Source organism: Enteroscipio rubneri, assembly GCF_963929405.1.
Taxonomy (GTDB): domain Bacteria; phylum Actinomycetota; class Coriobacteriia; order Coriobacteriales; family Eggerthellaceae; genus Enteroscipio; species Enteroscipio rubneri.
In genome coordinates, this window is the sequence record NZ_CAWVIN010000001.1 from 593,697 (window position 1) to 613,966 (window position 20,270).

General features: G+C 63.9%; 19 protein-coding genes. 18 read left to right on the forward strand and 1 reads right to left on the reverse strand.

Translation table 11 applies throughout. From position 1 onward, the window contains the following. Genes ABGT83_RS02580 through ABGT83_RS02590 form a run of 3 tightly spaced genes read left to right on the forward strand, consistent with a single transcriptional unit; the run spans nucleotide 1 to nucleotide 2,532 of the window. On the forward strand, nucleotides 1-813 hold the full coding sequence (locus tag ABGT83_RS02580) for a histidinol-phosphatase HisJ family protein (protein ID WP_346685758.1): 813 nt from the start codon (nucleotides 1-3) through the stop codon (nucleotides 811-813). 43 nt (nucleotides 814-856) lie between these two features. Continuing rightward, nucleotides 857-1,762 (forward strand): Nif3-like dinuclear metal center hexameric protein, encoded by a 906-nt coding sequence (locus tag ABGT83_RS02585; RefSeq protein ID WP_103265829.1) that lies wholly within the window; start codon nucleotides 857-859, stop codon nucleotides 1,760-1,762. Between the two features lie 50 nt (nucleotides 1,763-1,812). Continuing rightward, on the forward strand, nucleotides 1,813-2,532 hold the full coding sequence (locus tag ABGT83_RS02590) for a zinc ribbon domain-containing protein (protein WP_103265830.1): 720 nt from the start codon (nucleotides 1,813-1,815) through the stop codon (nucleotides 2,530-2,532). A gap of 199 nt (nucleotides 2,533-2,731) precedes the next feature. On the opposite strand, the gene rpmB is transcribed toward ABGT83_RS02590, so the two are convergent. Continuing rightward, on the reverse strand, nucleotides 2,732-2,923 hold the full coding sequence (rpmB, locus tag ABGT83_RS02595) for a 50S ribosomal protein L28 (protein ID WP_103265831.1): 192 nt from the start codon (nucleotides 2,921-2,923) through the stop codon (nucleotides 2,732-2,734). 220 nt (nucleotides 2,924-3,143) lie between these two features. On the opposite strand from rpmB, the gene ABGT83_RS02600 reads away from it, so the two are divergent. The 15 genes from ABGT83_RS02600 (at nucleotide 3,144) to ABGT83_RS02670 (ending at nucleotide 20,066) form a co-directional block, all read left to right on the forward strand. Continuing rightward, a complete protein-coding gene (locus tag ABGT83_RS02600; protein ID WP_103265832.1) occupies nucleotides 3,144-3,491 on the forward strand; it encodes an Asp23/Gls24 family envelope stress response protein in 348 nt (115 codons plus the stop codon). 75 nt (nucleotides 3,492-3,566) lie between these two features. Continuing rightward, a complete protein-coding gene (locus ABGT83_RS02605; protein WP_103265833.1) occupies nucleotides 3,567-5,201 on the forward strand; it encodes a DAK2 domain-containing protein in 1,635 nt (544 codons plus the stop codon). A 207-nt stretch (nucleotides 5,202-5,408) separates the two neighbouring features. Further along, a complete protein-coding gene (locus ABGT83_RS02610) occupies nucleotides 5,409-7,577 on the forward strand; it encodes an ATP-dependent DNA helicase RecG (protein WP_346685761.1) in 2,169 nt (722 codons plus the stop codon). A gap of 2 nt (nucleotides 7,578-7,579) precedes the next feature. After that, a complete protein-coding gene (gene rsmD / locus ABGT83_RS02615) occupies nucleotides 7,580-8,203 on the forward strand; it encodes a 16S rRNA (guanine(966)-N(2))-methyltransferase RsmD (protein WP_103265835.1) in 624 nt (207 codons plus the stop codon). After that, nucleotides 8,200-8,682, forward strand: a complete 483-nt coding sequence (coaD, locus tag ABGT83_RS02620; protein ID WP_103265836.1) for a pantetheine-phosphate adenylyltransferase — start codon at nucleotides 8,200-8,202, stop codon at nucleotides 8,680-8,682. Before rsmD ends, coaD begins: the two co-directional genes overlap by 4 nt. Before the next feature lie 169 nt (nucleotides 8,683-8,851). Beyond that, nucleotides 8,852-9,775, forward strand: a complete 924-nt coding sequence (locus tag ABGT83_RS02625; protein WP_103265852.1) for a serine O-acetyltransferase — start codon at nucleotides 8,852-8,854, stop codon at nucleotides 9,773-9,775. 234 nt (nucleotides 9,776-10,009) lie between these two features. Next, nucleotides 10,010-10,483 carry an ATPase gene (locus tag ABGT83_RS02630; RefSeq protein WP_103265837.1) on the forward strand — a complete coding sequence of 158 codons (474 nt, stop codon included), beginning with the start codon at nucleotides 10,010-10,012 and terminating at the stop codon, nucleotides 10,481-10,483. A gap of 8 nt (nucleotides 10,484-10,491) precedes the next feature. After that, nucleotides 10,492-11,043 carry a YceD family protein gene (locus ABGT83_RS02635; RefSeq protein ID WP_103265838.1) on the forward strand — a complete coding sequence of 184 codons (552 nt, stop codon included), beginning with the start codon at nucleotides 10,492-10,494 and terminating at the stop codon, nucleotides 11,041-11,043. Between the two features lie 405 nt (nucleotides 11,044-11,448). After that, nucleotides 11,449-12,957: a phytoene desaturase family protein gene (locus ABGT83_RS02640; RefSeq protein ID WP_346685764.1), complete on the forward strand. Its 1,509-nt coding sequence runs from the start codon at nucleotides 11,449-11,451 to the stop codon at nucleotides 12,955-12,957. A 296-nt stretch (nucleotides 12,958-13,253) separates the two neighbouring features. Next, the gene (locus ABGT83_RS02645) at nucleotides 13,254-13,652 is read left to right on the forward strand and encodes a GntR family transcriptional regulator (protein ID WP_239926658.1); all 399 of its coding nucleotides are present in this window, start codon (nucleotides 13,254-13,256) and stop codon (nucleotides 13,650-13,652) included. Beyond that, nucleotides 13,645-14,607 (forward strand): ABC transporter ATP-binding protein, encoded by a 963-nt coding sequence (locus tag ABGT83_RS02650; protein WP_346685766.1) that lies wholly within the window; start codon nucleotides 13,645-13,647, stop codon nucleotides 14,605-14,607. Before ABGT83_RS02645 ends, ABGT83_RS02650 begins: the two co-directional genes overlap by 8 nt. A gap of 4 nt (nucleotides 14,608-14,611) precedes the next feature. Then, a complete protein-coding gene (locus ABGT83_RS02655; protein ID WP_103265841.1) occupies nucleotides 14,612-15,295 on the forward strand; it encodes a hypothetical protein in 684 nt (227 codons plus the stop codon). A gap of 156 nt (nucleotides 15,296-15,451) precedes the next feature. Continuing rightward, nucleotides 15,452-16,780 (forward strand): chloride channel protein, encoded by a 1,329-nt coding sequence (locus ABGT83_RS02660; protein ID WP_239926660.1) that lies wholly within the window; start codon nucleotides 15,452-15,454, stop codon nucleotides 16,778-16,780. Between the two features lie 77 nt (nucleotides 16,781-16,857). Further along, on the forward strand, nucleotides 16,858-18,087 hold the full coding sequence (locus ABGT83_RS02665) for a chloride channel protein (protein WP_239926662.1): 1,230 nt from the start codon (nucleotides 16,858-16,860) through the stop codon (nucleotides 18,085-18,087). Between the two features lie 17 nt (nucleotides 18,088-18,104). Beyond that, nucleotides 18,105-20,066: an ABC transporter ATP-binding protein gene (locus ABGT83_RS02670; protein WP_346685768.1), complete on the forward strand. Its 1,962-nt coding sequence runs from the start codon at nucleotides 18,105-18,107 to the stop codon at nucleotides 20,064-20,066. Nucleotides 20,067-20,270: the final 204 nt, after the last annotated feature.

Here is a 20,270-nt window from a genome sequence, read left to right on the forward strand (position 1 = left end):
ATGGAACTGATCACCACCCATACGCATACCTGCTTCACTAATCATGGCGAAGGAACGGTGGAAGAGCTCGTCTCGGCCGCTGCGGCCGCCGGTGTGGCCACCATCGCCGTGACCGAGCATTACCCGCTGACCGATGCGTTCGATCCGCGGCACTACCTGGCCATGCCCGAGCAGCGAGTGGGTGAGTACCTGTCCGCCATCGATAAGGCGCGCGCGGCCCATCCCGAGATCGAGGTCATCGTGGGCTGCGAACTGGACTGGCTTGGCGACGACGATGACCGCGACTTGACGGCGGAAGACCTCTCGCCGTTCCAGCTTATCCTGGGCTCCGTGCATTTCGTCGACCGGTGGCCTTTCGACGACCCCGCTCAGCGCGGGCGCTGGGACGAGGTGGGTGCCGACGATATCTGGCGCCGCTACTTCGAGGTGTGGTGCGAGGCCGTGTCCTCCGACGCTCCCTTCCAGGTGATGTCGCATCCCGACCTCGCAAAGAAGTTCAACTTCTATCCCAGCTTCGATCCTCAGCCGCTCTACGACCGGGCGGCCGAAGCGTGTGCAGCGGCGGGCCGCATGGTAGAGGTGAACACGTCGGGGACCTACTATGCCTGCAAGGAGATGTTCCCCGCGCCGGCCTTGCTGGCGACGTTTCGCCGTGCAGGTGTGCCCTGCACGGTGGGTACCGACGCGCACAAGCCCGAACATGTGGCTCGCGACATCGAGCGTGCATACCGTCTTATGGCGCGAGCCGGTTATCGAACGGTAACAGTGCCGACAGCCGATGGCGACCGCCGCGAGGTTACCATCGAGCTGTAAGCTCCTTCGGCCGAGTTGGCTGAACATATGAAAGGACATGACCATGGTTGCTGCGAAGAAGAACCGGGAAGACGGTGCGGGCGCGGAGGGACTCGCGCGCCGCGCGTCGGGCCCGTTATCGAAACAGATCGTCGCGATGACGACCGGAGCGCTCGAGCAGGCATTGCTCGCGGAGTTTCCGGCCGCCGACGCCGAGCCCTGGGATCGCACCGGGATGACGGTGGGCGATCCTGCTCGGTTGGTGAGCGGCGTGGCTGTCGCGCTCGATCCGACGGTGGAGGCCATCGAGGCGGCTGCCGAGCGAGGCGCGAACGTGCTCGTGACGCACCATCCTGCATACCTTGCTGCTCCCGATTCCTTCATGCCGGCATCGTCGGTCGCTGTAAATCCCGGCGCGGGGGTATGGCGCGCTGTCGAGCGTGGTGTGTCGGTCATGTCGTTCCACACCGCCCTCGATGTAAGCGCGCGCGTTCAGCGCGTGCTCCCCGGCATGCTCGGCCTTGCGCTGCAGAGCGTGCTCGTGCCCATAGAAGGATCGCATGCCAAGGGCTATGGGCAGCTGTGCGAGCCGGGAGAGGACGACGGCCTTTCGCTCGGCCAGCTGGCAGCCCGCTGCACGTCGGTGTTCGGACGCGCGCCGCGCGTGTGGGGCGATTTCTCGCGCGAGCTCGATCGCGTCGCCACGTGTACAGGCGCTGCGGGCGATGTGGCGCGCGCCGCTCTGCGGGCGCAAGCGGATTGCCTCGTGTGCGGGGAGATCAAGTATCACGACGCCCTTGAGTTCTCGCAGGCGGGTCTCGCCGTCATTGATATAGGCCATGACACGAGCGAGCTTCCTCTCGTTGCCGTGCTTGCGGCTGCCGTCCAGGCTGCCGGCATGCCCGAAGCCATGGTGTCTATCGTGGATCAAGGGGAAAACTGGGCCTATCCCGAAACGGTACGGGTATAATGGAGGAGGCGCCGCGGCCGCGGCGCCGTTTCCTCAGACGAAGGAGCCGCATGCGCGTAGACACCGACGATCTGGCCACGCTGTTGAAGATGCAGCACATCGACCTGGACATCATGCGAGCGAGCAAAAAGCTCCAGCAGCTCCCGCAACGAACGGCCATCCTTGAAGCTCGTACGAAGAAACGGGGAATCGAAGAAAAGCGCGATCAGCTCGACGCGCTTCACGCCGAGGCCGACGCGCGACTCGCGCGCATCAGCGAAGAGGACGGCCTGCTCGTCGAGAAGCAGCGACGTGTGCAGGAGGAGATCGATGCGTCGCATGGCGGCTATCGCGACGTGGAGGCTCGGTCGAAGGAGCTCAACGGGCTCGCGAAGCGTCGCAACACCTTAGAGGGCGAACTCTCGGCCGTGAGCGATGAGCTTTCGAAAATCGAGGGCGTGCAGGTCCAGGTGGCGAAGATGATGAGCGATCTCGATAAGCAGGAGGCGCAGGCCACGGAGTCGTTCGTGCGTGAAGGCGGCGCGCTCAAGCAGGATCTTGCCCGGCTCGAGACCGAGCGCGCGCATCTGAGCGCATCGCTGCCAGAGGACCTTGCCGCTCTCTACGAGAAGACGGCAGCGCGCACGGGCGGCGTGGCCGTAGGCAGGTTGCAGGGCGGTAGCTGCGGGGTGTGCCGCATGGCCATCGAGGGCGGACGGCTCATCGATATGAAGGCGAAGGGCAACGTGGCGCCGTGTCCCCAGTGCGGGCGCCTGCTCATCATAGAGTAGGCGAGGGGTTCGCGCTATCCCCTCGCAGGTTGCATCCTCTTCGAGATATGCACCGGTTCACGTATCCGATCTTCGCGTCGAAAGGGCGGGCTTCGGCCTGCACGCAGCAAGACGACCCTCGTCCAACGCAAAAAAGCCCGTGCGAACGGGCTTTTTCAATGCGAGATACTCGACGCCGACGGATCGACCGGCGAACCTGCTAGGCGCGCTCCACCTTGCCGGCCTTCATGCACTTCGTGCACACGTTGGCCTTGCGGACACGACCGTTCTTGTCTTTGATCGTGACCTTCTGAATGTTGGGACGGAACCAACGATTCGTCACGCGGTGCGAGTGGCTGATGCTGCGTCCCGCGACCGGTGCCTTACCGCAAACTTCACAAACCTTCGACATCGTTCTCACTCCATTACCTTGGTTGCTGAATCGGCTGCATGCCGTTGAGGGCAAAAAAGCCTTCATACTATAGCACATATGAGAAATGGGTTACAAGAATTTTTCGTGTAATATACTTTGCGCTGCGATCAGGCACGTCACCACGCCCCGATCCCTTGCGCTATACTGCGAAGGCAGGTTTCGGTCGCGCGCGGGAAGTCCGCGCCGTGAAAGGAATGCCATGAACGATACGATACCCGGCAACCTCCATGTTGCCAACGACGTGCTGGCCGACATGGTCGGCAATGCGGCGCTCGAATGCTATGGCGTCGTGGGCATGGCCGCGCCTTCGGCGGTCGACGGCATCGCCAAGATCCTGCCCGCTTCGCGTCTGAGGCGCGGCGTGGTGGTGACGTCCACCGACGCGGGCGTGCATGTGGAACTCTACGTTGTCATCGAATACGGTACGAATATCAACACGGTCTCCCAGAACCTCATCGACCAGGTCACGTTCGCTCTCACCGAGTACGCCCGCGTTCCGCTCGACGGCGTCGAGGTGCACGTGCAGGGCGTCAAGGTGCGCAAATAGCCCCGATTCCGCATCGGCCGCATCGCCGCGCATTCGGCGCGAAGCGGCCTCACGCTTAAGGAGAAACGAACCGTCATGTCAGAATCCTATACCGCGAACGACCTGCTCAATGCAATAGCCGCTGCGAGCAAGACGTTGGGCGAGCGCCGGGACGAGATCAACCGCCTGAACGTCTTCCCGGTTCCCGATGGCGACACGGGCACGAACATGTCGCTTACGCTGGAATCCGTCGTAGGAAACATCGCATCCTTGCCCATCGGGGCCGACGGCGTTGCGATTCGCAAGGCGATCACGACCGGGGCTCTTATGGGCGCACACGGCAATTCCGGCGTTATCACCTCGCAGATTCTGCGCGGCCTGTGCGAGGGCAGCGTCGGCTGCGAGGATGTCGACGCCGCCAGCATCGACGCAGCGCTCTCGCATGCGGTCGACGTGGCCTTCTCGGCGGTCCGCAAGCCGGTCGAGGGCACCATCCTCACGGTGCTCAAAGATAGTGCGGCGGCTGCCAAGCGTGCGCGCAAGAAGAAGCTCGCGACGGAGGAGGCGCTCGCCGCGGTCGTCGACGAGGCCTACGCCTCGGTCCAGCGCACGCCTGATCTGCTGCCCGTGCTCAAGGAGAACGGCGTCGTGGACGCGGGAGGATACGGGCTGGCCATTTTCTTCGATGCGTTCGCTTCCGCTCTGACCGGGCGCGAGGGCCCGATGCGCGACGAGCTGGCGTTTGCGCGCCAAGCCGCTCCGAAGGTCGAGATCGAGCAGATCAACGATTGGGAGGGTTCGGATTACCGGTACTGCACGGAGTTCCTCGTGCATTCCGACGAGGTCGACGTCGATGCAGCCAAGGATTTCTTGCCCACGATGGGCGATTGCGACCTCATGGTGGGCATGCATCCTAACTTCAAGGTGCACGTGCACTCGAACCGTCCCGACGAGGTGCTGCGGTGGTTCCTCGACCACGACGCGCAGGTCTCAGAGGTGCACATCCACAATATGCAGCAGCAAAGTGTCGCGCGCAGCGACGCTCTGGCTGCCGAGCGTCAGGCCGAGGTCAAGCCGCTCGGCTTCGTGGCCGTTGCGGCGGGCGAGGGCAACGCGAAGATCCTCGAGAGCCTGGGTGTGGACGTGGTCGTTTCGGGCGGTCAGACCATGAACCCCTCGACGAAGGACCTGCTCGACGCCGCCGGTCGCGTGAACGCCGATGCCGTCATCATACTGCCAAATAACAAGAATATCATCATGGCAGCCCAGAGCGCCTGCGAGCTGTCGGAGAAGCCCTGCGCGGTCGTGCCCACGAAAAGCGTGCCGGAGGCGTTCGCGGCTCTGTTCGGGGTCGATGAGTCTGCAAGCCTGGAGGACAACGTCGAGGCGATGACGGAAGCGTATGCTGACGTCAAGACCGGCGAGGTGACCACTGCCATCAAGGATTCGAAGGATGCGGCAGGCAATCCCATCAAAGAAGGCGATGTCATCGGCATCGCCGACGGCGCCATCGAGGCTGTCGGCTCGTGCGTGCAGGCCGTGGCTATGGAGCTGCTTGCTGCGATGGATGCCGATGACGCCGATACGCTCACCATACTAGCGGGCGAGGATTTTGCCGACGATGCCTTCGAAGCGCTCGTGGCTCGCATCGGCGAGGAGTTCGACGAGCTGGAGATCGATGCGCATCGCGGTGACCAGCCTTTGTATCCCCTCGTGATGTCCGTCGAGTAGGGAGGTTCCGCCCGCTTCGGCGATGAGCGGAACGGCCGATCCGCGCCCGCGCACCGATCCACGCTCTACGCGCACATCTTCGTCTGCAAAAGCACGATCGGACGCGCGGCGGGGACGATCCGTGCAAGAAGCGTTTCGCTGACGATAGGAAAAACCTGGAGGCTGCAAGAGTTGCCGAAAAACGCTGAAACGAGCGCCCCTGACCGCATGGCAGCCACGCTCGCGCTCGACGAACCCGTCGGGCGCGTCCGTTTGGTAAGCCCGGGGCGCGCTCGCGCGCTCGAGGGGCTCGGCATTCGAACGGTGCGCGATCTGGTGTCCCACTATCCACGGCGCTACATCGATCTGTCGCGCAAGGAAACCGTTGCTTCGGCGGCTATCGGTCAACAGTGCACGGTCGAAGGCGCGGTACACGAGATCAAGCTCAAGCGCCCCAAACCGCGCCTCTCGCTCGTGGAGTTGTCCGTCGTGGACGGCACGGGCGTGCTCATGGTGACGTGCTTTCGCCAACCGTGGCTCATGGATCAGGTGAAGCCCGGTATGCGCATCGCCGTGGCCGGCAAGCTGGAATTCAACTACGGTTTCAAACGGATGACGAATCCCTACCTGGAAGTGCTTGGAGATGAACAGGCTGCCGAAGGCATGATCATCCCCGTGCATCCGGCGTGCGAGAAGGTGTCTCCTGCGTGGATGCGACGGCTCGTGGGCAACGCGCTTGCGGCCTGCACGGGGATGTACGATCCGCTCCCGCTCGAGCTGCGCGCAAAGTACCGCCTCATGAGCAGGCAAAGAGCGCTCATGTCGATCCATTTCCCTCAGAGCGCCGCCGAGGCTGCCGAAGCGCGACGTCGTCTCGTGTACGAAGAGCTCCTGCTTCTCGAGATCATGCTCATGCGCGAAGAGCGCGGACGGGCGCAGGGCTGCACGCCGACGGCGCACATCGTCGATGGCCCGCGCGTTCGGGCGCTTGCCGCCGCGCTTCCTTTCGAGCTCACCGACGAGCAAAAGGCGGCACGCGACGAGATCCTCGGGCAGTTGGCGGATCCGCGCGCTGCGAACCATCTGCTGCTCGGCGACGTGGGTACGGGGAAAACGGTCGTTGCGGGCTTCGCTCTGGCCGCTGCCGCGGACACGGGATCCCAAGCGCTTTTCATGGTGCCGACCGAGGTGCTCGCACGCCAGCACGGCGCAAGTTTGGGGCCGCTGCTCGATGCTGCGGGCATCTCCTGGGAAGTGCTGACGGGGTCCACGCCTGCTTCCGAGCGCGCAGCCCTCGCGGAGCGGACGGCTGCCGGCGAAGTGGATGTCATGATCGGGACGCACGCCCTTCTTGAGGACGACGTGGCACCTCCTAGGCTGAGCCTCGTCGTGGTTGACGAGCAGCAGCGTTTTGGCGTCGAACAGCGCGCGCGGCTACTCGCGAAGGGCGGTGCACCCGACGCGCTCTACCTTACGGCTACGCCCATACCGCGTTCCCTTGCGCTTGCCCTGTACGGGGGCCTCACGCTCTCCTATATCAGGCGTCGTCCGCACGGGGCCGCCCGGCGCACAACGAGCGTACATCGGAAGACCGAGCGCGGACGCGCCTACGACGCCGCCCGCGCGGCGCTGAAGCGCGGCGAGCAGGTGTACGTTGTATGCCCACTCGTCGGCAAGGACGCTGAAGAGCGCGACGAGAAGGCCGGCGCCACGCGCCGTCGAGAACCTGACGAGGAAGCGTACGAGTATGCGGCCATCAGCATCGAGGACGAATCGGACCTGCTAGGCGACGATGCCGCTGCCGCCAAGCGCGAGGCCGCCTCGCTGCAAGGAGGCGTGTTCGCCGACTGGCGGGTGGAGCTTCTGCATGGACGCATGGGGTCGCACGAGAAGCAGCAGGCCATGCGAAGGTTTCGCGAGGGCGAGGCGCAGGTGCTTGTGGCCACCACCGTCATCGAGGTGGGCATCGACGTTCCCAACGCCACCGTCATGATCGTGGAGGATGCCGACCGGTTCGGCCTCGCGCAGCTCCATCAGCTGCGGGGGCGCGTCGGGCGCGGCGGCAAGCCGGCAGAGGTGCACCTGGTTTCGGCTTCAAGATCGGAGGTGGCCCTCGCCCGCCTGACGGCCATGGAACGTACGGACGACGGGTTCGAGCTGGCTGAATACGACTTGTCGCTGCGCCGCGAAGGAGACATATTGGGCAATCGGCAGCATGGCGCTTCGGCGCTCAAGCTTGTGAACGTCGTGCGCGACAGCGCGTTCATCGAGGCGGCCCATGCCGATGCGGCCGCACTTCTGGAGGCGGATCCCGCCCTTGTGATGCCCGCGCATCGAGCGCTTGCGCGCGAGGCGCGCAGGGCGTTTCCCGACGATCGGGCCGTCGAAGGAGGCTGACCATGAGGGTTATCGCAGGAGCGTTCGGAGGGCGTTCGCTGAAGGCGCCGAAAGGGGAAGGCACCCGCCCGACAACCGATCGGGTGCGCGAGTCGATGATGAGCGCGATCGCCAGCGCTCGGGGCGGTTTTGACGGCGCCAGCGTGCTCGATGCTTTTGCAGGTTCAGGCGCGCTTGGGATCGAGGCGCTCAGCAGAGGCGCGCGGTGCGCGCATTTCTACGAGCGCGCTCCGGAGGCGTCGCGGGTGCTGCTCGAGAACGTGCGTGCGATGGGACTGGATCCCCGTTGCGCCCGCGTCCATCGGGCCGACATTCTGAAGGATCCTCCTGTTCGGGCGCAGCCGTCCTTCGATCTCGTGTTTCTCGACCCCCCGTATGCCTTTGCGGCCACGGAGGCTCTGGGCGTTGTCGCGCATCTTCGCTCGGTCGGGGCGCTCGCCGAGGATGCGATCGTGGTGTACGAGCATGCCGCAGGCGACGAGATGCAGGTGGATGATGCGGCTAAAGCGTGCGATTTGTCTCTTGCGCGTCGCAAGAAGTACGGGGATACTGTCGTGGACGTCCTGCGCACCGTGCGCACAGAGGACGCCGGTACGGCGACAGAGAGGGAACGGCACCTATCATGAAACGCGCATTGACGCCCGGCACGTTCGATCCAATCACAAGCGGGCACCTCGACGTTATCACCCGCGCTGCGCAGCTGGTGGATGAGGTGGTCGTCGCGGTGGCGGCCTCGCCGAAGAAGCAACCGCTCTTCACGCTCGACGAGCGAACCGACCTTGTCCTTCGAGCGACCAGCCATCTGTCCAACGTTCGCGTCGAGCCGTTCGACGAGCTGCTGGTGGACTTGGCGGAGAAAATGGACGCCACGGTGGTTATCAAAGGCCTGCGGGCCATTACGGATTTCGAGTACGAGTTCCAGATGACGGCGCTCAACTATCAGTTGAATCGGGAAATCGAGACCCTGTTCATCATGTCGCCTCCGCAGTACATGTACCTGTCCTCATCCATCGTGCGCGAGATTGCGAGCCTCGGTGGCGATGTGACCCAATTCGTTCCGCCGTGCGTCAACGACGCGCTGAACGAGAAGTTCGGGATCGCGTAGAAGCGGGGCGGACAGGGCTTCGCATCGTTGGGAGGCGGTTGTGCGGGGCACGGGAGGCGAAGGGGGCATCGGCCGCGGCTGCGATGTGCGGTTGGCGGGACGATGCCATAAGCGGCGAGAGGAAGCGGCGCGCCGAGCGCGCCTCGCAGGCGAGAGAACGGACGGCTTCATGTTCAACGAGAACCTTGATGAAATCGTGGCGGGCATCGCTCGCAACTATAGCGCGCAAGAGATATTCTTCACTGATCCCGACCGGCATTTTCCCAATAAGAAGGCCGTGATCGGCATCATCAAGGATTTGCGCCGCGTTTTGTTCCCGCGCTACTTTGGCGACGAAACTCCCACAGGGGCCAAACCCGAGTACTTCATCGGCGAAACGCTCATCCGCGTGGAGGACTCGCTGCGTCGTGAGCTGCGCGAAGCGCTGCTGTTCCGTGGAGAAGAAGGCGTCGATGCAGCCGATGTGGATGCGCGAGTCGACGAGATTTGCCTCAACTTCTTTCAGAAGCTGCCCGAGATACAGCGTATCCTGCTCACCGATGTGCAGGCGGCCTTCGACGGCGATCCCGCCGCACAGAGCAAGGAGGAGATCATCTTCTCGTACCCTGGCTTCTTCGCCGTCTTCGTGTTCCGCATTGCCCACGAGCTGTATGTGCAGGGTGTGCCGCTCATCCCGCGCATCATGACCGAGTACGCCCATAGCGGCACGGGCGTCGATATCAATGCGGGCGCTCGGGTGGGCGAGTATTTCTTCATCGACCATGCCACCGGCGTTGTCATTGGCGAGACGACGGAGATTGGCGACCATGTAAAAATCTATCAGGGCGTCACGCTCGGAGCGCTGTCGACGCGAGCTGGTCAGCAGCTGGCAGGCGTGAAGCGCCATCCCACCATCGAGGACAACGTTACCATCTACTCCAACGCGAGCGTGCTCGGAGGCGAGACTGTGGTTGGCGAAGGCGCCATTATTGCAGGCAGCGCGTTTGTCACCTCCTCCATTCCAAAAGGCGCGCGCGTGAGCCTGAAGAACCAGGAGGTCAACGTGCGCCAACCCGAAAAGAAGCGCGATCCCAAGGATTGGGAGCTTTGCTAAGGGGCTCCGCCTGCGCTTTCGGAGCCGCTGCAACTCTCGTCCGTTTCGGCCCGTCGTTGTGTACCGTGGCAAACGCTTCCGTGTCGACACGGCTCCGACCGGGTAAAATGTGCATGCTTTGTGCATTGGAGGTTGGTTTCGACACCATCCATGCTATTATATTGCGACGCATGCGCGCGAAGGCCCGTGCACGTCAACGCAGATGAAACGCAGCACCTGGGTGGAAGGACAATCATGGACGAAACAGGAGTCTTGGGGCTGCTCGAAGAGCTCTCGATTCTGCTTGAGGACTCTAAGCCGGTGTTCGGTAAAGGAAACATGCGCCAGGTCGACATCGCCGCGGCGTTTGAGATTATGGACGAGATCCGCGATACGTTCCCGAGCGAGTTCGCCCAGGCCCGTCAGATCGTCCGCGAGCGTCAAAGCCTGCTTGACGATGCGGAGGCGGAAGCGAATCGCATGATCGAGGACGCTCGCAGCCAGGCGATGACCATCGCCAGCGAGCAGGAGATCGTGCGCATCTCGCAGCAGCAGGCCGATCAAGTGCTCGCTGATGCGCGTGAGTTGGAGCGCCAGACGCGTGCCGGTGCCGAGGACTACGCCGACGAGGTGTTCGGCCACGTCGAGCAGAGCCTCGATACGCTTCTGGGCAACGTGCGCCGTTGCCGCGATCGTCTGAACGCGAACTCCTTGGCTTCGGGCCGCTAGGCTATCCCATGGATCCGACACTGCGCATAGCCGTGCCGCCCGAACTCTTCGCGCCTGCGGAGAGTTCTCGTTTCGAGGGTGCGCTCGAGCTGCCCTCGCTGCAAGCCGGACCTGACGAATACTCTTTTCCCGATCCGTTGGCGTGGCACGTGGAAATCTCGAATACCGGGGACGCGCTTTTGGTGACCGGGACGGTGAGCGGCGAAGCCATCGGTTCGTGCGCCCGTTGCCTCGATGGGTTTCGCTTCGACCTGGAAGGCGAGATCGAGGGTTACTACTTGCTCGATGAGTCCCGATCGGCTCCTGAGGACATGGATGACGACGAGTTCGACGTTTTGCCTGAGGATCATGTCATCGATCTTGAGCCGCTGATCAAGGCGGCGTTGATTTTGGAATTTCCCCTCGTGCCCCTGTGCGACGAGGAGTGCAAGGGCCTATGCGCCGTCTGCGGTGCGAATCTCAATGAAGGCCCGTGCGAATGCGCGCCTACCGAAGGCGCGAACGACGGTCCGGCAAATCCTTTCTCGGTGCTTAAGGATTTCCCATTCGACGACAGATAGCTTGCGCCCCATGGCGCTCGCGTTGAGCGTCGGGGTCTTATGTTCGCTTCTTTCCGTATCGCATCTGTTGTAGATCTTCTACGACGACCGTCGTCGGTGCGAGACCGGCGTCGATCGCAACCTGCTCTTCGCAGCCGTTACCAGCGCATAGTGCAAGCCAACCCCGTTGCATCGAGGATTCCCGCTGCGGTATCTGGTTGAATAGGCCTTGCCCGAGGATTTCGCGATTCGGAGTCCTGTGCGGTGTGCTATCCTGCTGAAAGCGTATGCCGCGGATGCGACCCGGGTTGCATCCGCGTTTTTATCCGAGCGTCTTACGAGGACGCTGCAGATCGAGGCGCCCGAAACGGATCTGCCGGCCGAGACATCGGCCGGAGGGGGGCGCCGCTGGCGAGAGGTGGGGTCATGAACGAAGAGAACGCGGACGGTCGTCGGACGGTAGCCGTTGTCGGCGCCGGCATCGCGGGGCTTGCGGCGGGCGTCTACGCGCAGCAGAGCGGATTCGATGTGCACGTGTTCGAGCGAAACGACGAGCCGGGCGGAGCGACGATAGGCTGGGAGCGGGACGGATACCGCTTCGAGGGCGGAGCGCACTGGGTTCCTGGCACGGCCGACAGAACGTCGTTCAACGCGCTGTGGCGCGAGGTGGGTGCGCTTGACGACGAGGTGGCCGTTAAGCTTCCCGATCCATACTTCGCGTACGAGTCCGACGGCCGCGTCGCGCTGCTCTTCCGCGATCCGAAGCGCCTTCGCGCTCATCTGACCGAGCTTGCGCCGGAAGACGCGCGCGAGATCAAGCGCCTGTGTCGCGATGTTGCCCGATTCACGAAGGTGGACCTTCCCTTCGGCGACGTCAAGGGGGTCAAGGCAAAACACCCGCTGGAGTCGAATCCGTTCACGGCAGCATCCATGATGCCGGCGTTCACCCGCATGCCGTCGTACGCGAAACAGGACGTATCCAGCTTGCTGAACTGTTTCAGAAGCCCGCTCATCCGCGGCCTTCTGTCATGCATTGCCGGAGAGAACGAGAGTGCCACGTCCCTTGTCAGCACGCTTGCCCAGTTTGCGGCTGGCGACGGCGGCTACCCTGAAGGGGGATCCGCCGGCATGGCGAAGCGCATGGCCTTGCGCTTCGAAGAGCTGGGCGGCTCGCTGCGTTTCGGCGCTCCCGTCGAGCGCGTCGTGGTGAAGGACAGCATCGCAACGGGCGTCATCGCCGGAGGCGGGGTGCAGAGCTTCGATGCTGTCATCGTGGCGCAGGATACGATTGCTTCAGCGTTCTCCTTGTTCGATCCGCCTCTCGACAAGCCGTGGGTGCACACGATGCTCTCCGCGACGAAACCCCAGACCGGCATGGTGGTCGGCGTAGGTGTGGCTGCTGACCTCGGCGAGCTTCCCGAAAGCATCGGGTTCTCGCCTGCGGAACCCTTGCAGATAGCAGGGCGTTCGTTCTCCGAGATCACGCTGTGCAACTTCGCGGCATACGAGGGCCTTGCGCCCGAGGGCTGCACGGCGCTCACCGTTTCGTTGCCGGGCGATACGTATGATTGGTGGCGTGAGCGCGAGGCTGCAGGAGTCTACTCCGAAGAAAAGCGTCTCGTGGCCGAGCGCGTTATCGCTGCGCTTGAAGAGCGCTTCCCGCCCCTCGCCGGCAATGTGAAGACATGGGAGGTGGCGACGCCGCTCAGCTTCGAGCGCCGCCTGCACTCCTATCGCGGTTCCTGGATGTCCATTCTCAGGCCGAGCACGAATGTCTCTCCGCATTCGGCCAAGCCGCAAGGCATCGCGAACCTGTACTTCGCGGGCCAGCGCATGCTGTTGCCGGGCGGTATGGTCAACGCGCTCAAAACCGGGCGTATCGCCGTGCAATACCTGTGCAAAGATACGCGGACGGTGTTCCAAAACGAGATCTGAGCGCTTCGCCGATCGCTGGTTCCTGCTCGGGTTTCGAGAGGGCGCTTCATACGGAGCGCCCTTTCGGTTCGATGGGGTTGCGAGCTGTTTCTAATCGATCCTTGGATCCAGACCTGGGGAACGCCGGCTCACGGCCCTTCGGGCGCTCCGTGATTCTGCATTCGAGTCTCCTAGCCTTGGCTCCGCCCCTCTCGGCTCCCGTCTTTCCTCTTGACGCGGCTCTCCTTGACAAGTTTGCGAAGTTTCTTTACACTGTTAGTTAGTTACATGAGTAACAAACTAACAAGCATGGATGAATGAATGAGGAAAGGGGCGGAAGCATCGTGATCATCGACCCGGCCAGCGACGTGCCTCTGTTCGTGCAGATCGCCGAGCAGATTGAGGACGACGTCTTCACCGGCGTCTATATCGAAGGCGATCGCGTGCCCTCCACCAACGAGCTTTCGGCGCTGCTCGGCATCAATCCGCATACCGTGCTCAAAGGCATGAACATCCTCGTGGACGAGGGCATTATCTACAAGAGAAGGGGGATGGGAATGTACGTGCAGGACGGCGCGCGCGACAAGGTGCGCGTGAAGCGCAAAACCGCCTTTGACGAGCGCTATGTAGCGGCCCTTGTGGCCGAGGCGAAGAAGTTGGGTTTCACGAAAGAGCAGGTCGTCGATCTCGTCGAGAAAGGGTACGACCATGTCTGATGTCTCGTTTTCCGTGTTGGGCGCGCATGCGGGACGGGAGTCCAACAGCGTTTGCGCCGCGTCCGCCCAACCCGTCAAAACACCGGACGCAACGGCTGATCGTTGCCTTCGAGCCGATCATCTGACGAAGCGGTTCGGAAAGACGATGGCGCTCGACGACGTGTCGCTTTCCTTCGAATATGGCACTATCCACGCGCTTCTCGGCCGCAACGGCGCGGGCAAGACGACGCTTCTGGGCATCGCGGCCAACCGCCTCGTGCCCACGGAGGGGCGCATCCTCGTGGACGGCGAGCCGGTCACGGACGATCCGTGTGCGCTCTCGAAGGTGTTCTGCACGAGCGACGTGCAGACGATCCCCGGGTCCATGTACGTGGACGACCTCGTGGGATGGATGGGCCGCTTCCATGAGGGCTTCGATGCGAAACGCGCCGTGCGGCTGGCCAAGGCGTTCGATCTCGACCTGAAGGCGAAGACGGGCGCGCTCTCCACCGGCTACCGCACCATCTGCCAACTGGTGATGGCTCTCTCGCTGGACGCTGACTATCTGCTGCTGGACGAGCCGGTGCTGGGCCTGGATGCCGCACACCGCGAGCTGTTCTACCGGCTTCTGATGGAGGACTATCTGGCGCGGCAGCGCACGGTGGTCATCGCCACGCACCTTATCGAGGAGGTGGCGACGCTCGTGGAGCACGTCGCAATCATCGACGAGGGCCGGGTGCTCATGGCTGCGTCGGCCGACGAGCTGCGCGCGAGCGGCTACAGCGTGTCGGGTCGCGCCGACGACGTGCGCGCATACTGCGAGGGGCTCGATGCGCTCAGCGTGGACGAGCTGGGTGGCGTGGCGGTGGCGTACCTGTTGGGCAAGCCGGATGCCGCGCGCCTCACCGACCGGCTGGACACGGCGCCTATCAGCCTACAGAAGCTGTTTGTGAAACTGACCGAGAAGGGGGAGTGACCTCATGAAGCTCAAGGCGGCCTTTCGCTATCAAGCTGTCGAGCTCGTGCAGAGTGCGTCCGTGTTCTGCCTGATCATCGGTGCTATCATCGTCGTTTTCTTCGCGATGACGATCACTCGGATCGCCTACGTGTATGTGCCGAACCTGGGCTTTCTACCCTACGTCCTCATGCCGCTGCTCGCCTTGTCCACGTTTTCGGGCGATGTGCGGTTCCTCATGCAGATGGGGCTCGCGCGTCCCCAGATGATCGCAAGCACGGCGGCATCGCTGGGGGCGGCCTGCCTGTTTCTGGCCTCCATCGAGGCGGTATGCTCGGTCGTCTTTCCGTTCTGGCCGAGCGGGCAGTCGCTGTTCCTGATGTCGTACGGAGCCGGTAACGGCCCGGTGCTCGACTTCCTCTTCACGTTCCTAGGCTGCGCTGCGGCTTCATCCGTGGGGTTCGCGTTTGCGTCGCTGCAGATGCGCTTCGGCGCGCGGCGGGTCGTGCTGCTCACTGTCGCAGCAGTCGTCCTCGTGCTCGTTGCCCTACAAAGCAGGGGTGCAGCCTTGGTGGGAAACGGTCTCTCCTGGCTGCTCGGTTTTGGCGAAGGGGCAAGCTTGGCAAATCCGTTTCTCCTGTTCGCTGCAATTGCGGCTATCGGCGTTCTCATTGCCTGGGCGGCAGTCCGTCGCATCGAGGTGCGCTGAGCAAAGGGAGAGGTGTGCAATCGTCGGCAACCGGGCGGTGCACAGGGGGTGGCGGCTCGCTGACGGGTTCCGTCCGCAGGCCTGCCAGCCGGCGCCGGACGCCTACCATGAGCTGGGTAGGCATCCATCAAGGCGACAAGGCGGAAAGGCGAGAACATGGCCGAGCGTTCGATGAACGGCAGCGAGGGAGATCCTCGGCTGCGTGGCGGTCTCGATTTTTCGCAGGTCGCGCGCCATCTCGGGTTCGCGTTGGCTGCAGGAGTTGTCGGGGCTGCAGCTTCCATCGTGCTCTCGATCGCCGTTGACTTCGCCGGGCGGCTTTCGGCGCGCTTCGCGTGGATCCTGCTTGTGTTGCCGGTCCTTGGCATGTTGTCAGTGCTGCTCTACCGCGCGCTCAGGCTGCCCGCCCATCTGGCTACCGACACGATGGTCGACCGTCTGCGCCGAAACGACCTCGTGCCGCCCTCCCTCGCCCCGGGCATTCTCGCCGGAACGTTTTTGACGGTGCTCGGCGGCGGATCGGTGGGCAAGGAGGCGGCGGCGCTGCAAATGGGCGCGTCCCTTGGCGCCCTCGTAGGCCGTCCTTTTAAGCTCGCGCCCGTGCGTCGAGGTGCGTCGGCCATACCGCGGGGCTATGCGGCGGCCACGGGCATGGCGGCGTGCTTCGGCGCGCTCTTCTTCGCGCCGCTCGGTTCGACGATGTTCGTGCTCGAACTCGCCCGTTTCGACCGGGCCGTCGCGCGCCACGTGCCCACGCTCCTCGTGGCGTCGTTCGCTGCGTTTGGCATTGCGCGCGCAACGGGTATCGGCGACGTGATCCCTGGCGTCGCAGTGCCCCCGCTCTCTTGGTCGCTCGTTGCCCAATGCGTTCTCGTGGGGCTTGCCTGCGGAGCGGCGGGAACCGTGTTCGGCACGGGGCTGCGCCTTGCGCGGCGCGTCGTGCGCCATCGGATAGGGCGCCCTCTGATCGCTGCGGCTGCAGGCGGCCTTCTGTTCGCAGGCATTGTGCTGGCCTTCGGCTGGCAGGCTTTCGAGGGGACGGGCATGCCGCTTCTGCGCGGTGCGCTCGCGGGACATGCGGGTGGAGCGGACTTTGCCGTGAAGGCGGCGCTCACCGTGCTCGCGCTCGGGTTCGGGCTCAAAGGCGGCGAGATCATGCCGATGTTCACCGTGGGCGCGCTGCTGGGTTGCGCGCTCGGGGGGCTGACGGGTGCGGCGGCGCCGTTCTCGGCCGCGCTCGGGCTGGCGGCGTTCTTCGCGGCCGCGAGTCGCTGCCCTCTAGCGGCGCTGCTCATGGGCGCTGAAATATTTGGCCTGGCAGCCGCGCCGTATCTGGCGCTCGCGGTGGTCGTGGCCTATGCGGGCAGCCGCGATGTAGGCGTATTCGGTCACGGCGCTGCAAGCGAGTTGGTGCGTCTGCGCAGGCAGGAACGAGAGCGCGCGGCGGAGCTGGCCGAGCGAATGCAGAGACGGACGGGACGCTAGCCGTGCCCGTGCATGCTTACGCGCGAGGCGGCGCGTCTCGCAGACCGACCGCTCCAAGACGTCAAGCGCTGCGCCATGTGGCATTTTCGGCAGCTGCAGGCGTATCGGGCGCGATCGCGGCCACCGCGGCTACGCTCGCGCTCGACGTCGCCTCGTGCCTTTCGCACCGTTGGTCCTGGCTTTTGTTTGCATTGCCTCTTCTGGGCGTGGCATCCATCGGCCTGTTTCGGTTGTTGAAGCTTCCTCTTGGCGTCCAGCCTGGCTCGGTGGTTGAGGACGTCCGCAACGACGATCGTGTTCCTCCCGCTCTTGCTCCTGCAGCCCTGGTCGGGACGTTTTTCACGGTGCTCGGTGGAGGATCGGCCGGAGCGACGGCCACCTCGCTTGCCATGGCGTCTTCAGCAGCGTCGGGGTTGGGTCGTGCGTTCGGATTGGCTCCTCGCGGCGCGAAGGCACATCGGCTCGTGCATCGCGGTTGGACGGCGGCGTGCGGTATGGCAGCAGCGTGCTCCGCGCTCTACGGCGCGCCGCTGGCGGGTACGCTGTTCGCTCTCGAACTTGTGCGCTTCGACGGTGCGGTAGCCCGTCGGCTCCCGATTCTACTCGGGGCTTCCTTCGTCGCATGGCTCGTCGCGATGCCGCTCGCCGGGGGCTATGCTTTGCCGGCTGCGGCTGCTCCAGATCCTTCGTGGCAGGTCGCCGCCCTTTGCGTGCTCGTGGGGCTTGCTTGCGCCGCTGCGGGCACGGTGTTCGGTTGGGCTCTGCGTGCGCTCAGACGCGCTTTCGTGCGCTCGCCTGCGCACCCCGCTCTTGTCGTGGCCGCCGGAGGGGCGGTAGTCAGCGTGCTCGTGTTTGCCTTCGGGTGGCAGCGTTTCGAAGGCTCGGGACTGACCTTGGTCTACGCGGCGTTCGACGGGACGTCGGAGCCGTTTGATTTCGCTGTGAAGGCGCTGCTCACCACGGTAACGCTCGGCTTCGGGTTTAAAGGCGGCGAAGTGATGCCTTCGCTGTGCATCGGCGCGCTTCTCGGAGCGTCTTTCGCGGCCCTGCTGGGAGTCGATCCGTCGTTTGCAGCGGCGATGGGCTCGGTCGCCTTTTTCGCCGCGGCCGCACGCTGCCCGCTCGCTGCGGTGCTGCTCGCGGCTGAGACGTTCGGGTGGGCCGTGGCGCCGTGGGCAGCGCTGGCTGTGTTCCCGGCTTATATGGGAAGCACGGACGTGGGCATGTTCGGCCGTGGCCTCACGGGACGTTTATCGCGCGCGAAGCGGACCGCGCGCGATAAACGCCGCAGGGAAAAGGAAAGGTAGGCGCTACAATATCGACCATGAAAACTAGAACGAACCCCGCCACTGCATCGAAAGTCCATTCCGGCGGCGCTACGGCGCAGGAAATCGGCGGCTCAGAAGATGCTCCCTCGACCGCATCGGAGCCCTCCTCCGATGCGGCTACGGTCACGGCGCGCAAGGTGCTTGCGCGCTTTGCAGGCTACTACCGTCCCTACAAATCCCTCTTCTTCTTCGACCTCGTGTGCGCCTCGGTGCTCGCGGCGGTCGATTTGGCCTTCCCGCAGTTCCTGAACTTCTTCACGAAGCAGTTCTTCCTAGAGCCGCCCGGGGTCATCCTCTCCACGCTCGGATGGATAGCGCTCGGGTTCGCGGCGCTCTACGCCCTGCGCACAGCCTGCCAGTACTTCATCACGGCCTGGGGCCACATCATGGGCGCGCGCATGGAGGCCGACATGCGCATGGACCTGTTCAAGCAGTACCAGCGCCTGAGCTTCTCGTACTACGACCGCAACAACACCGGCGAGATGATGAGCAAGCTGCTCACCGACCTGTTCGATATATCGGAGCTCGCGCACCACGGACCGGAGAACCTGTTCATCTGCATCCTGAAGATCGTGGGATCGTTCGTGCTGCTGTTCATGATAAACGTGCCGCTCACGGCCATCATGCTGGCGGCCACGGCGGTCATGGCGGCCTACGCGTTCTGGCGCAACTACAAGAAGCGCGTCATCTTTACAGAGAACCGCAGGAAGATGGCCGACATCAACGCGCGGTTGCAGGACTCGCTCGGCGGCATCCGCGTGGTGAAGTCGTTCGGCAACGAGGGCGTGGAGATCCGGAAGTTCGGCGGCACGAACAAGCGCTTCGTAGACACGAAGGAAAGCTCGTATCGGTTCATGGGCGCGTTCCATGCGGTCAACTCGGTGTTCACCGGCGTGCTGTACACCGTGACCATCGTGGGTGGCGGCTACTTCGTTGCCACGGGCGGCCTGGCCGTTACCGAGCTTGCCATCTACGCCCTGTACATCGGCATCTTCCTGTCGCCCATCGAGCAGCTCATCAACTTCACCGAGCAGTTCCAGAAGGGCTACGCGGGCTTCCGCCGCTTCATGGAGGTGCTTGCCGTGCGACCCGATATCGCCGACGCGCCCGACGCGGTTGATCTCAACGCCGCCGAGCGCGCACGGCGACGGTCGACCGGCGAAACCGGAGCCGCGGGCCTGCCCATGTCGGCCGACGATGGCGATGGGGCTGTGGCCGGGGCGGTGCGCTATCGCGATGTGCGGTTCAGCTACGATGGCGTCCATGAGGTGTTGCGCGGGTTCGACCTGGCTGTTCCTGCGGGGACGACCATAGCGCTCGTGGGCCCTTCAGGCGGCGGAAAGACCACTGCGTGCTCGCTTCTGCCGCGCTTCTACGATCCGGTGCACGGATCGGTGGAGATCGACGGCATCGATATTAGAGGGGTTACCGTGGAGTCGCTGCGCGATGCTATTGGCATCGTGCAGCAGGATGTGTACCTGTTCGGCGGCACCATCCGCGAGAACATCGCCTACGGTCGTCCCGACGCTGCAACGCCCGAGATAGTGGAGGCGGCTCGGCGTGCGAACATCCACGAGTTCGTCATGGGCCTGCCCGATGGATACGACACCTATGTGGGCGAACGCGGCGCACGCCTGTCCGGTGGCCAGAAGCAGCGTATCGCCATTGCGCGCGTGTTTCTGAAAAACCCCCGCATCCTGATTCTCGACGAAGCCACGAGCGCTCTCGATAACGAGAGCGAGCAGGCAATCCAGGCTTCTCTCGAGGAGCTTTCCGCCGGACGCACCACGCTCGTGATCGCTCATCGTCTGTCCACGATACGCGAAGCCGATCTCATCGCGGTCGTGGAAGGCGGGGTTGTGGCAGAGCAGGGAACCCATGATGAGTTGCTGGCGTTGGGCGGCACGTACGCGCGCTACTATGAGATGCAGTTCGGGCCGAGGGTCTCGTCCGCCTGACGGCCGCGAACGGGCCGCCGCAAAGGGGCGAGGCGCTCCACTTTGCCCCTTTGCGGCTTCCCCGTGCACGGAACGCGATCTCTCGTGAAACGGGACGATCCGAATCGCTTCGACGCTTCGCGCCGGCATCGATGGGCCTGAACGATCTGTTTCGGATCTGTGAAACCTGCGTGCGGTTTGGGAAAATGTGCGAATCGACCCCTT